This is a genomic window from Hamadaea sp. NPDC051192, from assembly GCF_040682475.1.
GTDB classification, from domain to species: domain Bacteria; phylum Actinomycetota; class Actinomycetes; order Mycobacteriales; family Micromonosporaceae; genus Hamadaea; species Hamadaea flava.
Map to the genome: position 1 here is coordinate 1 of NZ_JBFBAZ010000106.1, position 12,852 is coordinate 12,852.

15 protein-coding genes are annotated in these 12,852 nt (G+C 71.4%); 11 read left to right on the plus strand and 4 right to left on the minus strand.

Going from position 1 to position 12,852, the window contains the following annotated elements; genetic code table 11:
• Positions 1 to 192 precede the first annotated feature (192 nt).
• The 6 genes from AB0M47_RS31475 to AB0M47_RS31500 all read left to right on the plus strand — a co-directional run bounded on the left by AB0M47_RS31475 (position 193) and on the right by AB0M47_RS31500 (position 5,128).
• Positions 193 to 780: an RNA polymerase sigma factor gene (locus AB0M47_RS31475; protein ID WP_363420459.1), complete on the plus strand. Its 588-nt coding sequence runs from the start codon at positions 193 to 195 to the stop codon at positions 778 to 780.
• Positions 777 to 1,451, plus strand: a complete 675-nt coding sequence (locus tag AB0M47_RS31480; protein WP_363420461.1) for a hypothetical protein — start codon at positions 777 to 779, stop codon at positions 1,449 to 1,451. Before AB0M47_RS31475 ends, AB0M47_RS31480 begins: the two co-directional genes overlap by 4 nt.
• Positions 1,452 to 1,618: 167 nt before the next feature.
• Positions 1,619 to 2,983, plus strand: coding sequence for an AlkA N-terminal domain-containing protein (locus tag AB0M47_RS31485; protein ID WP_363420463.1), 1,365 nt, complete (start codon positions 1,619 to 1,621; stop codon positions 2,981 to 2,983).
• A gap of 22 nt (positions 2,984 to 3,005) precedes the next feature.
• Positions 3,006 to 3,464: a methylated-DNA--[protein]-cysteine S-methyltransferase gene (locus AB0M47_RS31490; protein WP_363420502.1), complete on the plus strand. Its 459-nt coding sequence runs from the start codon at positions 3,006 to 3,008 to the stop codon at positions 3,462 to 3,464.
• A gap of 50 nt (positions 3,465 to 3,514) precedes the next feature.
• Entirely contained in the window at positions 3,515 to 3,862 is a 348-nt protein-coding gene (locus tag AB0M47_RS31495) for a winged helix-turn-helix domain-containing protein (RefSeq protein ID WP_253757944.1), read from the plus strand.
• A 93-nt stretch (positions 3,863 to 3,955) separates the two neighbouring features.
• On the plus strand, positions 3,956 to 5,128 hold the full coding sequence (locus AB0M47_RS31500) for a DNA recombination protein RmuC (RefSeq protein ID WP_363420504.1): 1,173 nt from the start codon (positions 3,956 to 3,958) through the stop codon (positions 5,126 to 5,128).
• Positions 5,129 to 5,131: 3 nt separating this feature from the next.
• On the opposite strand, the gene AB0M47_RS31505 is transcribed toward AB0M47_RS31500, so the two are convergent.
• Complete coding sequence (locus AB0M47_RS31505) at positions 5,132 to 6,100, minus strand: 4-hydroxy-3-methylbut-2-enyl diphosphate reductase (protein WP_363420465.1); 969 nt, start codon at positions 6,098 to 6,100, stop codon at positions 5,132 to 5,134.
• Positions 6,101 to 6,116: 16 nt separating this feature from the next.
• Between AB0M47_RS31505 and xseA the strand changes: the two genes are divergently transcribed.
• Together xseA and AB0M47_RS31515 are read left to right on the plus strand one after the other, a co-directional pair.
• The gene (gene xseA, locus AB0M47_RS31510) at positions 6,117 to 7,316 is read left to right on the plus strand and encodes an exodeoxyribonuclease VII large subunit (RefSeq protein WP_363420467.1); all 1,200 of its coding nucleotides are present in this window, start codon (positions 6,117 to 6,119) and stop codon (positions 7,314 to 7,316) included.
• A complete protein-coding gene (locus AB0M47_RS31515) occupies positions 7,313 to 7,510 on the plus strand; it encodes an exodeoxyribonuclease VII small subunit (RefSeq protein ID WP_363420469.1) in 198 nt (65 codons plus the stop codon). The genes xseA and AB0M47_RS31515 overlap by 4 nt, the downstream gene beginning before the upstream one ends.
• Before the next feature lie 38 nt (positions 7,511 to 7,548).
• Here the strand turns inward: AB0M47_RS31515 and AB0M47_RS31520 are convergent, their stop codons facing one another.
• On the minus strand, positions 7,549 to 8,109 hold the full coding sequence (locus AB0M47_RS31520) for a DUF4245 domain-containing protein (protein WP_363420471.1): 561 nt from the start codon (positions 8,107 to 8,109) through the stop codon (positions 7,549 to 7,551).
• Positions 8,110 to 8,245: 136 nt separating this feature from the next.
• On the opposite strand from AB0M47_RS31520, the gene glpX reads away from it, so the two are divergent.
• From glpX to AB0M47_RS31535, 3 genes are read left to right on the plus strand one after another with little or no spacing between them, the layout of a single operon-like run.
• Complete coding sequence (gene glpX, locus AB0M47_RS31525) at positions 8,246 to 9,283, plus strand: class II fructose-bisphosphatase (protein WP_363420473.1); 1,038 nt, start codon at positions 8,246 to 8,248, stop codon at positions 9,281 to 9,283.
• A gap of 7 nt (positions 9,284 to 9,290) precedes the next feature.
• Positions 9,291 to 10,235 (plus strand): DMT family transporter, encoded by a 945-nt coding sequence (locus AB0M47_RS31530; RefSeq protein ID WP_363420475.1) that lies wholly within the window; start codon positions 9,291 to 9,293, stop codon positions 10,233 to 10,235.
• Positions 10,236 to 10,262: 27 nt separating this feature from the next.
• Positions 10,263 to 10,952 (plus strand): TetR/AcrR family transcriptional regulator, encoded by a 690-nt coding sequence (locus tag AB0M47_RS31535; protein ID WP_363420477.1) that lies wholly within the window; start codon positions 10,263 to 10,265, stop codon positions 10,950 to 10,952.
• Between the two features lie 40 nt (positions 10,953 to 10,992).
• Here the strand turns inward: AB0M47_RS31535 and AB0M47_RS31540 are convergent, their stop codons facing one another.
• Complete coding sequence (locus AB0M47_RS31540; RefSeq protein WP_363420479.1) at positions 10,993 to 11,964, minus strand: NAD(P)/FAD-dependent oxidoreductase; 972 nt, start codon at positions 11,962 to 11,964, stop codon at positions 10,993 to 10,995.
• A gap of 10 nt (positions 11,965 to 11,974) precedes the next feature.
• On the minus strand, positions 11,975 to 12,772 hold the full coding sequence (locus AB0M47_RS31545; RefSeq protein ID WP_363420481.1) for a serine protease: 798 nt from the start codon (positions 12,770 to 12,772) through the stop codon (positions 11,975 to 11,977).
• Positions 12,773 to 12,852: the final 80 nt, after the last annotated feature.

The window sequence follows — 12,852 nt, forward strand, 5'->3', positions numbered from 1 at the left end:
GCCCCCACGACACACCGTCGACACCACAGTTAACTCCATGATCAACGGGGCGAGGCGCGGGGCGCGGGGAGGGAGCGGGCGCGGGGAGGGAGCGGGCGCGGGGAGGGAACGTTGAGGTTGGGGCGGTAGCAGTAACGCTCGCAGCGCCGCCAGCGCTGGTGCGATGTGCAGCACTGTGCCGAGGAGCGTTCCGTGGACGACCCAGTCGGGTACGACGACGTCCTGCGCTCGGCGCGCGAGGGCGACGAGGCGGCGTTCCGGTTGGTCTACCGGGCTTTGCAGCCGGATCTGCTCCGTTATCTGACCACTTTGGTGGGTGCGGAGGCCGAGGACGTCTCGGCCGAGGCGTGGCTGCAGATCGTCCGGGATCTCGACCGGTTTCGGGGCGGCTGGTCCGATTTCCGCGGCTGGGCGGTCACCATCGCTCGGAATCGGGCGCTTGACCTGCTGCGACGGCAGCAGCGAAGGCCGGCGGTGCCGTTGCCGGTGACGGAGTTCATCGGGGTGGCCGATCCGGCCGACACGGCGGTGAGCGCGGTGGATCGGATCACGACCTATCAGGCGATCGAGTTGATCGCGACGCTGCCACGGGAGCAGGCTGAGGCGATCATTCTGCGGGTCCTGTTCGGCTTCGACGCCGCCGCGACCGGGAACATCATGCGCAAACGCCCAGGCGCTGTGCGTACTGCCACACATCGGGGATTGCGCACCCTGCGGGAGCGACTGGACGACGGGGATGTAACAGCTCTGGCCCCGGTGACGCTGGATGAGGTGAGATGAGCACTCCCACCGAGCGTCTGGCCGCGATCCTGGCGGCCGTCCACGCGCCCGCGCATGACGGCGAGCGGGCCGGCGAGGAGGCCGCGGTCGAGGCCTTCCGCGAGCGCCGCCGTACCCATACGCGCCGCCGGGCGGTCCGTCGCGTCGGCGTGATCTGCGCGGCAGTTCTCGCGACGAGCGGCGTCGCGGTGGCCGCCACGGCCGGCGCGCTGCCGCAGCGGTTCGGCTTCAACATCGCCGCGCACGCCGAGCGCCCTACGGGCGGCTCGGTGCCCAACCGCCGCACCTTCGATCTTCCGACGCAATGCCGTCGCTGGCTGGGCCTGTCGCGCGAGGCCCGCCACGAGGCCCTCGACCGGCCCGAGTTCCGCCAGCTCGTGGACCAGGCCGGCGCCGACCGGGTCGAGACTTTCTGCCAGCGATACGCCGAAAGCCCCTCCGGCTCGCCCCGCCCCCAGGCGACGGGCTGGCCGACGCCGCATCCGACGCCCTCCCGGTCGCCCTGGGGCGGGCCGGAGCGGTCGATGTGGCCGTCGTCGTGGCCGTCGGACCGGCCGAGCGGTCAGCAGTCGCCGCCGCCGTCGCAGACGCCCGGCGTGCCCACCCAGTCCAGTACGCCGGAAGGCCCGGGCGGGCAGTGGACGCCGCCCGGCGGAGACCGAGGGAGATGAGCCCCTCCTGAAACGCAGCCGGGCCGCGTCCGCGACGTCCCACCGCCGCCCCCCCGAACGGCGTGTGATCCCACCGCTGATGTCGCGGACGCGTCCCGGCTGCCCCCTCCCGAACGGCGTCCGAATCCCGCCAGCCGAGTGTCGTACGCCTGAGGCAGACTCGACGCGTGGACCTCTATCGCGTCATCGCCGGGCGGGATCGCCGGTTCGACGGGGACTTCTGGTTCGGGGTGACCTCGACCGGCATCTTCTGCCGTCCGAGCTGCCCCGCGCGTACGCCGAAACCTCAGAACGTGCGCTTCTTCCCCAGCCCGGCCGCGGCGACCAAGGCCGGTTTCCGGGCCTGCCGCCGGTGCCTGCCCGACGCCGTGCCGGGTTCGGCCCGCTGGGACCTCCGGGCGGACGTCACCGCCCGCAGCATCCGGCTGATCGCCGACGGCGTGGTGGACCGGGAGGGCGTACCGGGGTTGGCGTCTCGGCTCGGCTATTCGGAGCGGCAGCTGCACCGGCTGCTGACCGGTGAACTCGGCGCGGGACCGCTCGCGCTGGCCCGGACGCAGCGGGCGCAGACGGCGCGGACGCTCATCGAGTCGACCGCGCTCGGGCTCGCGGAGATCGCGTTCGCCGCCGGGTTCGGCAGTGTGCGCCAGTTCAACGAGACGATGCACGAGGTCTACGGCTGCCCGCCGTCGCAGTTGCGCCGCCCGACCCGGATGCTGTCCGGGGAGATCCGGCTGAAGCTGGCGTACCGGCCGCCGATGGACGTCGCCGGGCTGCTGCGCTTCCTCGGCGACCGCGCGGTGACCGGGGTCGAGACCTATGACGGAACCGTCTACCGGCGCAATCTCCGGCTGCCGCACGGTCGCGCCGAGGTCGCGGTCCAGCCGGCCGAGGGGCATGTCGCGGCCATGCTCCGCCTCGCGGACGCCCGCGACCTGGCCCCCGCCGTGGCCCGGTTGCGCCGCCTGCTCGACCTCGACGCCGACCCGGACGCCATCGACGCCGCGCTCGCCGCCGACCCCGCCTTCGCCGCGCAGATCCAGGCTTTCCCAGGGGTACGCGTACCGCGGGCGGTCGACGGCTTCGAAGCGGCCGTCCGGGCCGTCGTCGGGCAGCAGATCAGCGTCGCCGGGGCCCGGACGGTGCTCGCCAAGCTCTGCCGGGACGGGCTGTTCCCCAGTCCGGCGGAGCTGGCCGAGCTGCCGGACGAGGCGTTCGCGATGCCCGTCCGTCGCCGGGAGACGTTGCGGGCGCTGGCCCGGGCCGAGATCGACCTGTCCCTGGGCGCCGACCGGGACGAGGCCCGGGCGGCGTTGCTGGCACTGCCCGGGATCGGCCCGTGGACCGCCGACTACGTCCTGATGCGGGCGCTCGGCGACCCCGATGTGCTGCTCTCGACGGATCTCGGCACCCGGCACGGCGCCGCCGCGCTCGGTCTGCCGACCGCGCCCGACGAGCTGACGGCGTACGCCGAACGCTGGCGGCCGTGGCGCTCCTATGCCCAGCTGCGCCTGTGGCGGGCCGCTCTCTAGGAAGGTTCTGCAAGTGCTCACAATGGACACTCCGCTCGGCCCGTTCTCGGTGCTCGCCGACGGCCCGGTCGTGCTGGCGTCGGGCTTCACGGTCGACGAAGGCGCCCTGCGCCGCAACGTGCATCCGTCCCTGCATGGGATGTACCGGCCGGATCCCGGCCCGATCCGGGCGGCGGTCGACGCGTACTTCGCCGGGGATGTCGCCGCGATCGACGAGATCCAGGTACGCCAGATCGGCTCGCCGTTCCGCAGCCAGGCCTGGAAAGTCCTCCGGGAAGTGCACGACCCGATCACGTACACGCGGTTCGCTGAGCTGTCCGGCAACCCCCGGGCGATCCGGGCCGCGGCGAGCGCCTGCGCGACCAACGCGGCCGCGCTCTTCGTGCCGTGTCACCGCATCCTGCGGACCGACGGCAGCCTCGGCGGCTACCTCTGGGGCCTGGATGTGAAGCGAGAACTACTGCAGCACGAACAGAAGTAGCCGAGATGTCCTACTAGACAGGTAGGAATAATAGGGTTAGGCTGAGCCGCATGAGCACACTCGTCGCCCCTCCGGAGGCCACCGCCGCCATCACGACCGAACTCGAGCTCAACGTCGACGCTCGCACCGCGACCCTGCTGGGCGTGCCGATCCGGTTCACCCGCCGCGAGTTCGACCTGCTGCTCTTCCTGACCGAGCACGCCGGGATCTGCTTCACCCGCCTGCAACTGCTCCGGTCGGTCTGGGGCCACGAGTTCAGCGGCGAGCGCACGGTCGACGTGCACGTCCGGCGCGTGCGCGTGAAGCTGGCCGGGTTCGGCCCGACGATCGCCACCGTGCACGGTTTCGGCTACCGGCTCGACGACACGGACCGGGTGCGCATCACCCACGTCCGGTAGCGCGGCTTGCCGCGGCTCACTTCGCTTTCGGCATACCCCTGAAAGAATCGCGCGGCCCGCCACAATTGCGCGGGCCGCGCGCATGCCGGAGCTATCCTGCCGAGCGTGGAGACCGTCGCGCTCGCCCTGATCTGTCTGCTGGCCGGTGGCGCCTTGGGGTGGCTGGCGGCGAAGGGCCGGGCGGTGACCGAGATCGCGACGCTGCGCGCCACCCTCGACGCGACCCAGGCCGGCGAGGCGCGGCTGGAACAGTCGTTGAAAGCGCTGACCTACGAGGCGACTTTGCAGTCCCACGAGGCGGTCTCGCGCGCGGTCGCGCCGTTGCACGAGACGTTGCGCCGCTACGAGGAGCAGGTCGCGCTGCTGGAGAAGGACCGGGTCGACGCGTACGCCTCCCTGCGGACCGAGTTGCAGCTGGTCTCCGACGTCTCGACCAAGCTGCGGTCGGAGACGTCGCAGCTGGTCGCGGCCCTGCGGGCACCCCAGGTACGCGGCCGGTGGGGCGAGCATCAGCTGCGCCGGATCGTCGAGGCGGCCGGGATGCTGGAGCACTGCGACTTCGCCGAGCAGGTCACGAGCACGACCGACGACGGCGTGGTGCGGCCCGACCTGGTGGTCAGCCTCCATGGTGGACGGTCGGTCGTCGTCGACAGCAAGGCTCCGTTCGACTCGTACCTGACGGCGATGGAAGCGCGCGACGCCCGCCAGCGCGACACCTACCTCGACGCCCACGCCCGCGCCCTTCGGTCTCATGTGGACGCGCTGTCGGCCAAGGGGTACTGGAAGGCGTTCGTGCAGACCCCGGAGTTCGTCGTGCTGTTCGTCCCGGCCGACCCGTTCCTCGACGCCGCCCTGCAACGCGACCCGACCCTGCTGGAGTACGCGTTCAGCCGCGACATCGTGCTCGCCACCCCGGCGACCCTCGTCGCGATGCTGCGAACGATCGCGTACTCGTGGCGGTCGGAGGCGCTGGCCCGGGACGCCGTGAAGGTGCAGGAACTCGCCAAACGCCTCTACAACCGGCTCGGTACGCTCGGCAACCACCTGACCCGGCTGGGCAACTCGCTCAAGGGGTCGGTGGACGCGTTCAACGCGACCGTCGGCTCGCTGGAGCGGCAGACGCTCGTGACCGCGCGGCAGCTCGCCGAGCTGGGCGTCGCGGACACGCCGCTGCCGGAGATCGCCGTCGTCGAACTCGCGCCCCGGCAGCTCCAAGCGCCCGAGTTGGTCGCCCTCCCCGACGACGCCCCCGGCCGCGCGGAGTGATCGTCAGCGCTGGGCGGCGGCGGCCTTCATGTCGCGCTTGAGCTCCTGCGGCAGCGAGAAGACCAGCCGCTCCTCGGCGGCGAGGATCTCCTCGAGCTGATCGAACCCGCGGGCGGCCAGGTGCGAGATGACGTCCTGGACGAGGTCCTCCGGGACGCTGGCCCCGGACGAGAGGCCGACCGTGGTCGCGCCCTCCAGCCACTCGTCCTGGATCTCGTGCGCGAAGTCGACCAGGTATCCGGCGCGGGCGCCGGCGTCCACGGCCACCTCGACGAGGCGGACGGAGTTGGAGGAGTTGCGCGAGCCGACGACGATCACGACGTCGCACTCGGCCGCGATCTGCTTCACGACCTGCTGCCGGTTCTGCGTGGCGTAGCAGATGTCGTCGCTGGGGGGCGACTGGAGCAGCGGGAGCTTCTGCTTGAGCCGGGCGACCGTCTCCAGGGTCTCGTCGACGCTGAGGGTGGTCTGCGACAGCCAGACGACCTTGCTCGGGTCCCGGACGGTCACCTTGTCGACGCCGTCGGGGCCGTCCACCAGCTGGATGTGCTGGGGGGCCTCGCCCGAGGTGCCGATGACCTCCTCGTGCCCCTCGTGACCGATGAGCAGGATGTCGTAGTCGTCGGCGGCGAACCGGCGGGCCTCGTGGTGCACCTTGGTGACCAGCGGGCAGGTCGCGTCGATCGCGCGGAGGTTGCGCTCCTTGGCCTCCTCGTAGACGACCGGGGCGACGCCGTGAGCCGAGAAGATGACGGTGGCCCCCTCGGGGACCTCCTCGTTCTCCTCGACGAAGATCGCGCCGCGCTTCTCCAGCTCGCTGACGACGTGCTTGTTGTGCACGATCTGTTTGCGGACGTAGATGGGCGCCCCGTAGGTCTCCAGCGCGCGCTCGACGGTCTGGACCGCGCGGTCGACCCCCGCGCAGTAGCCGCGGGGCTTGGCCAGAAGGACGCGCTTGCGAGGAGTTGTCACCCGACCATCTTAGGCTGTGCCCGTGACGAGCAGCCCTGAGGAACCGTGGCCGGTACGTAAGGTGAGCCACAACATCGGCCAGTGGATCGGACGCCTCGGCTGGCTCTGGATAGACGGACAAATCGCCCAGATCGGGCGGCGTCCGGGAATGAGCACCGTCTTTCTCACCCTCCGCGATTCGTCCGCGGATATCAGCCTTACGGTGACAGCCCCGCGGGATGTGGTCGCCCCGGCGCTCACCGACGGCGCCCGGGTGGTCGTCCACGCCAAGCCCGAGTGGTACGCGACGCGCGGCACCCTGTCCCTGCGCGCCGACGAGATCCGCCAGGTCGGCGAGGGCGAGCTGAAGGCGCGGATCGAGCAGCTGCGCAAACTGCTGGAGGCCGAGGGGCTGTTCGATCCCCGGCGCAAACGCCGTCCGCCGTTCCTCCCGCAGCGGGTCGGCCTGATCACCGGCCGGGGCAGCGCGGCCGAGCGAGACGTGCTGACCAACGCCCAGCGCCGCTGGCCGGCGATCGACTTCCGCGTGGTCAGCGTGGCGGTGCAGGGCGTCAACGCGGTCACCGACATCGTGGGCGCGCTACAGGCGCTCGACCGGGACGACTCGGTGGACGTGATCATCCTGGCCCGGGGCGGCGGCTCGTTCGAGGACCTGCTGCCCTTCTCCGACGAGGCGTTGTGCCGGGCGGTGTTCGCGTGCCGGACGCCGGTGATCTCGGCGATCGGTCACGAGCCCGACACTCCGCTGGTGGACTACGTCGCGGACGTGCGGGCGTCGACGCCCACCGACGCTGCCAAGCGAGTCGTGCCGGACCTGTCCGAGGAGCAGCGCGGGCTCAACGTGACGCTGGGCCGGCTCGACCGGGCCGTCCGCAACCGGATCGACCGGGAGCAGCATCGGCTCGACGCCGTGCGGTCACGGCCCAGCCTGGCCCGGCCGACGGCGCTGATCGACCGGCTCGCCGATGAGGTCACCACCGCCGTGGAGCGCGCGCGGCGTACCGTCGATCATCGGCTGACCAGGGCCGATGCCGAGTTGGGTCACACGCTGGCGCGGTTGCGCGCGCTGTCCCCGTCGGCCACCCTGGCCCGGGGCTACGCGATCCTCCAGACGCCCGAGGGGCACGTCATCCGCGCTGCTCAGGAGGCATCGCCGGGCGACCCGCTGCGGGTGCGGCTCGCCGACGGGACGCTGGACGTTACGGTGAGCAAATGACTGAGGAGTCCCTCTCCTACGAGCAGGCCCGCGCCGAACTGGCCACCGTGGTGGAGAAGCTGGAGACCGGCGGTAACACGCTGGAGGAGTCGCTGTCGCTCTGGGAGCGCGGCGAGGAGCTCGCGGCGGTCTGCCAGAAGTGGCTGGACGGCGCTCGGGCCCGCCTCGACGCCGCTCGCGCCGCCGCCGAGTAAGCGGGGCTGCCCCGGCAAGGGCGGCAGGCTTGGAACGGCTAGGCGCGGGCGGCTGTGACGAGTTTCACCAGATCCGCTTCGCCGACCGGGCCGACGACGATCACCGTGACCGCCCCGGTCGACCGGACCAGCGCCGACTCCCCGGGTCGCCCGGTCCAGCGCTGCCAGTCGGCCCCGGCGATCTCCATCGCGCCGTCCTGCTTGGCCGACGCGGACAACTCGGTCCGGACGAAGGTGGCCGGGTCGCCGCTGCCCTGGACGAGCTGCACGCCCTTGTCCGCCTCGGTCAGATAGCCGAGCCGCAGGACGCCGTCCCGATAGGCCGCGCTGACCACTTTCCAGCCGTCCGGGACCTGACCCTGCGGAATCGGCGACATGCTGGCCCGGGCCGCACTGGACAGGGCGACCGCCGGGTCGACCGTCGCGGTCGTGGAATCGCCGTAGAGGAAGCGCCCGACCCCGAGAACCAACAGGATCGGGACGAACAGCACAGCCAGCGACAGAGCCATGTCCCGGGGACGGCGTACGCGTTTGCCGGCGTCGGCGGCCGTCTGGGTGACCTCGTCTTGCGCACTGTCGGTGGCGGGGCTGCTAGTCACGCTGGCCAGTATGACAGCGCCCGCGAAAGCTGCTCACACATGGGCAAAGTGCGGCCCGAACGAGCGTTCACGGCGCCGACATGTGAGGATGGCAGCATTCCCAAGAACCCCGCAGCGCCGCGAGGAAGGGCGAATCATGGCTGGTACGCGTACTCCCCAGGATCTTGACCGGAACCTCGCGCTGGATCTCGTGCGCGTCACCGAGGCGGCCGCCATGTCGGCCGGCCGCTGGGTGGGCCGCGGCGACAAGGAGGGCGGCGACGGCGCCGCCGTGGACGCCATGCGGAAGCTGATCAACTCGCTCCCGATGCGGGGCGTGGTCGTGATCGGCGAGGGCGAGAAGGACAACGCCCCGATGTTGTTCAACGGCGAGCAGGTCGGCGACGGCACCGGGCCCGAGGTGGACGTGGCGGTCGACCCGATCGACGGCACCACGCTGATGAGCAAGGGCATGCCGAACGCGCTGGCCGTGCTAGCGGTGGCCGAGCGCGGCGCGATGTTCGACCCGAGCGCCGTCTTCTACATGGAGAAGCTCGCCGTCGGCCCGGACTGCGCCGACGTCATCGACATCAACGCCGGCGTGAAGGAGAACCTGCGGCGGATCGCCCAGGTCAAGAAGGCGGGCCTCTCCGACGTCACGGTCTGCATCCTCGACCGGCCCCGGCACGCCCAGCTCGTCGAGGAGGTACGCCAGACCGGCGCCCGGATCCGGTTCATCAGCGACGGCGACATCGCCGGCGCGATCAGTGCCGCCCGGGATCAGTCCGATGTGGATGTGTTGATGGGCATCGGCGGTACGCCGGAGGGCATCACCGCCGCGTGCGCGCTCAAGTGCATGGGCGGGGCCATCCAGGCCAAGCTGTGGCCCCGGGACGAGGCCGAGCGGGAGAAGGCGCTGGCCGCCGGGCACGACCTGGATCGGGTGCTGACCACCGACGACCTCGTCCGCGGCGAGAACATCTTCTTCGTGGCGACCGGCGTCACCTCGGGCGACCTGGTCCGGGGCGTACGCTACCGCGCCGGGACGGCGTACACGCAGTCCCTGGTCATGCGGTCGAAGTCGGGCACCATCCGGGTCATCGACTCGTACCACCGGCTGGAGAAGATCAGCCTCTACTCCGTGGTCGACTTCGACGGACGCCCGTTGGGCGACGCGGAGCCCGGTGCGCTATGACTTTCCTGTGATCAACAAGTACGCGCGACTCGGCGGAGTCACGCTCGCCGTCCTTGGCGGGGCCGGCGTCGCCGCCCAGTCCCGGGTCAACGGCGCGCTCGCCGGTCGCCTCCACAGTGGAGTGGCAGCCGCGGTCGTCTCGTTCGGCACGGGGCTGATCATCCTGACGGTCGCGCTGCTGTTCTTCAAGCCGGCCCGGACCGGGCTCGCCCGCGTACGCACCCTGCTGCGCAAGGGTGATCTGCGCTGGTGGGAGTGCGCCGGCGGGGCCTGCGGGGCGTTCCTCGTGGCCTCCCAGGGATTGACCGTCGGCTCCCTCGGCGTAGCCCTGTTCACTGTCGCGATCGTCGCCGGGCAGTCGGTGAGCAGCCTGCTCGTCGACCGGGCCGGGCTGGCACCGGGCGGGCCGCGCCCGATCACGCTCACCCGCGCGGTGGGCACCGCGTTGACGGTGGCGGCCGTCGTCCTCGCCGTCTCCGGCCGCCTCAGTACGCCCGGTGCCCTCGGCCTGGCGATCCTGCCGGTGCTCGCCGGTGCCGGATCGGCTTGGCAGCAGGCGATGAACGGCCGCGTACGCCAGGTCTCCGAGGGCGTCGTGGCGACCACGTTCATCAACTTCCTGGTCGGGTCGGCCGCGTTGCTGATCACCTTCGGCGTGTGGTCCGCCGTTCAGGGTCCGCCGACCGGGTCGTTGCCCGGCGAACCCTGGTACTACGTGGGCGGCACGCTCGGCATCATCTTCATCGCGATCGCCGCCGCGTTGGTCCGGCACATCGGCGTCCTGTTGCTCGGTCTGGGCATGATCGCCGGGCAGGTCGGCGGCGCGGTCCTGCTCGACGTGGTCGCTCCCGCCGGCGGCGAGCACCTGGACGCCGCGACGCTCGCGGGTGCCGCATTGACGCTGGTCGCAGTGGGAATCGCGGCGATTCCGCGAGTTCCCCGACGTGCCTGAGAGCAGTGCTCTGCTAGGTTGTGGACCATGACAGCCGCATCACCCCGTACTCGCGGGCGCGCCGAGACGATCGCCGAGATCAAGTCGATCGCCAAACGCCATCTCGCGTCGGACGGCACGAACCTCTCGCTCCGGGCGGTCACCCGGGAGCTGGGCATGGTCTCCTCGGCGGTCTACCGGTACTTCGCCAGCCGTGACGAACTGCTGACGGCGCTCCAGATCGACGCGTACAACGAGCTGGGCGACGCGATCGACGCCGCCGACGGCTCGGTGCCCACGAACGAGCACAGAGGACGCTGGATCGCCGTCGGCCGGGAGCTGCGTACCTGGGCCGACGCCCACCAGCCCGAATGGGCGCTGCTCTACGGTCCGCCCGCGCCCGGCTACAAGGCGCCCGACGAGACCGTCGAGCCGTCGATGCGCCCGATCCGGGTGGCCGGGCAGATCCTCGCCGACGCCGTCGCGGCGGGCGTACTGCGGCCGGCCCCCGGCGAGCGGCTTTCCCGCACGACTCGTGAGGAAGTGGCCCGGCTTCGCGAGACCTTCTTCCCGGGCCTGCCCGAGCCGGTCGTGTTCCGCCTGCTCACGGCGTGGGCGACGGTGTTCGGCTCGATCGGCTTCGAGCTGTTCGGCCGCTCCGGCCCGCCGCTGCTCGACCCGGCGGCCATCCTGGAGCACCAGCTCACCGAGATGGCCGACTACATGGGCCTCCGCTAGCACCGTCACCGCCGGGTCGGGGCTCCGGCGCCCGAGCGGCTTAGTCGGCGGAGCCGCCGGACGAGTGGCCGGGGAACAGATGCGCCTCCGGGTTGACGACCACCGCCGCGTTGTTGACCGCGGTCGCGGCCTCGCCGAACCCGGTCGCGATCAGCCGGACCTTGCCCGGGTACTCCACGATGTCGCCCGCCGCGAAGACCCGTGGCAGGTTCGTCGCCATCGTGGAATCGACGGTGATGTGCCGCTTGTCCAGGGTCAATCCCCAGGTGCCGATCGGGCCCAGGTCGGCGGTGAAGCCCAGCGCCGCGACGATCACCGTCGCCTTATGGGTACGCGTGCCGTCGGGCCCGCTGATCTCGACCGCCTCGACGACTCCGTTGCCGACGATCTTCGTCACCTGCGAGTTGACCAGGATGCTCACCGCCGTCTCGCGTACGCGGTCCACGGTGGCGGCGTGCGCCCGGAACTTGTCCCGGCGGTGCACCAGGGTGACGCTGGCCGCGATGTCGTGCAACGCGAGCGCCCAGTCGAACGCGGAGTCGCCGCCGCCGACGATGACGACGTCGTGCCCGGCCAGGTCGGCCAGGTGCGGGACGAAGTAGACGATGCCCTCGCCGGTGAACACGTCGGCGGCGGGCAACGGGCGGGGCTTGAACGACCCGAGCCCACCGGTGATGATCACCGCACCGCAGGTGTAGGACTCGCCGTCGCTGAGGCTGAGGACCGGCCGCTCCCCCGCGTACGTCAGGGCACCGGCCTGCGCGCCGAGCCGATAGCTCGGCGAGTACTGCGCCGCCTGCTCGACGAGGTTGGCGACCAGCTCCCGGCCCCGGATGGCGGGGAAGCCGGCGACATCGAAGATGAGCTTCTCGGGGTACATCGCCGTGATCTGGCCGCCGGGCTCGGGCAGGGCGTCGACCACGACCGTCGACAGACCGCGGAAGCCCGCGTAGTACGCGGCGAAGAGCCCGGTCGGGCCGGCCCCGATGATCGCCACATCGATGTCGCTCATACCCCAGACGCTAGGGCACTCGATCGAGGTCGTCCATGGTCTTCCGGATGGCATCGGCGAAATGTGAGACCTCGGTGTAGACCCCCGGGTACGCCTTGCGAGCGCAGCCGACGCCGAAGCTGACGATGCCGATCTCGACGAACTGCCCGTCACGGGCACGTTTCACCATCGGGCCGCCGGAGTCGCCTTGGCAGGTGTCCACGCCGCCACGGCGGACGTCGCCCGCGCAGATCATCTCGTCCGGGCGGAACTCGTACCCGGCCTCGGCGTACGCGGCGGAGCAGGTGGCGTCGGCGACCAGCGGCACCTTCGCCGTCCGCAGCCGGCGCTGGGCCGCGAACGAGTTCTCGCTGGTCGTCCCCCAGCCCATGATGGTGAACGTGCCGAAGTCGTCGCCGCCTCCGCTGAGCCGGAGCGTCGGCAGGTTCAGCGGGTCGCGCAGCTTGATGACGGCCCAGTCCCGCCCCTCGGTGACGCCGCTGAAACCGGGCGCCCGATGCACGTAGACGCTGTTCACCACGGTGGCGTGCGGGTCCTTGAGGTCGTACGCCCCGGCCGTCACCCGGATCTTGGTGTTCTTCCCGGTCGCCCCGGCGCAGTGCGCGGCCGTGAGCACGAACCGCGGCCGGATCAACGCCCCGGCGCAGGACACCGACAGGTGGACGACCCAGGGGAAGTCCTCGCCACGGGCCAGGACTCCGCCGACGACTTCCACCCGATGCCGTCCATCGGGCTTCGCGTACGCCAGACTCGGCGCGGACAGCCCGAGCACTGCCGCGGCCAGGATCCAGATGGTCAACCGTCGCATCGCAACCCCCGTACGCAAGATCGGCCTCACTCGGCTTAACGCCGCCGGGCCGCCCGAGTCACCGCCTCCACCCCCGTTGA

Excerpts from the sequence above, each read along its gene's own strand:
- AB0M47_RS31480 (WP_363420461.1), top strand. The coding sequence starts at position 777 with ATGAGCACTCCCACCGAGCGTCTGGCCGCGATCCTGGCGGCCGTCCAC.
- AB0M47_RS31490 (WP_363420502.1), top strand. The coding sequence starts at position 3,006 with ATGGACACTCCGCTCGGCCCGTTCTCGGTGCTCGCCGACGGCCCGGTC.
- AB0M47_RS31495 (WP_253757944.1), top strand. The coding sequence starts at position 3,515 with ATGAGCACACTCGTCGCCCCTCCGGAGGCCACCGCCGCCATCACGACC.
- AB0M47_RS31515 (WP_363420469.1), top strand. The coding sequence starts at position 7,313 with ATGACTGAGGAGTCCCTCTCCTACGAGCAGGCCCGCGCCGAACTGGCC.
- glpX (WP_363420473.1), top strand. The coding sequence starts at position 8,246 with ATGGCTGGTACGCGTACTCCCCAGGATCTTGACCGGAACCTCGCGCTG.
- AB0M47_RS31535 (WP_363420477.1), top strand. The coding sequence starts at position 10,263 with ATGACAGCCGCATCACCCCGTACTCGCGGGCGCGCCGAGACGATCGCC.
- AB0M47_RS31540 (WP_363420479.1), bottom strand. The coding sequence starts at position 11,964 with ATGAGCGACATCGATGTGGCGATCATCGGGGCCGGCCCGACCGGGCTC.
- AB0M47_RS31545 (WP_363420481.1), bottom strand. The coding sequence starts at position 12,772 with ATGCGACGGTTGACCATCTGGATCCTGGCCGCGGCAGTGCTCGGGCTG.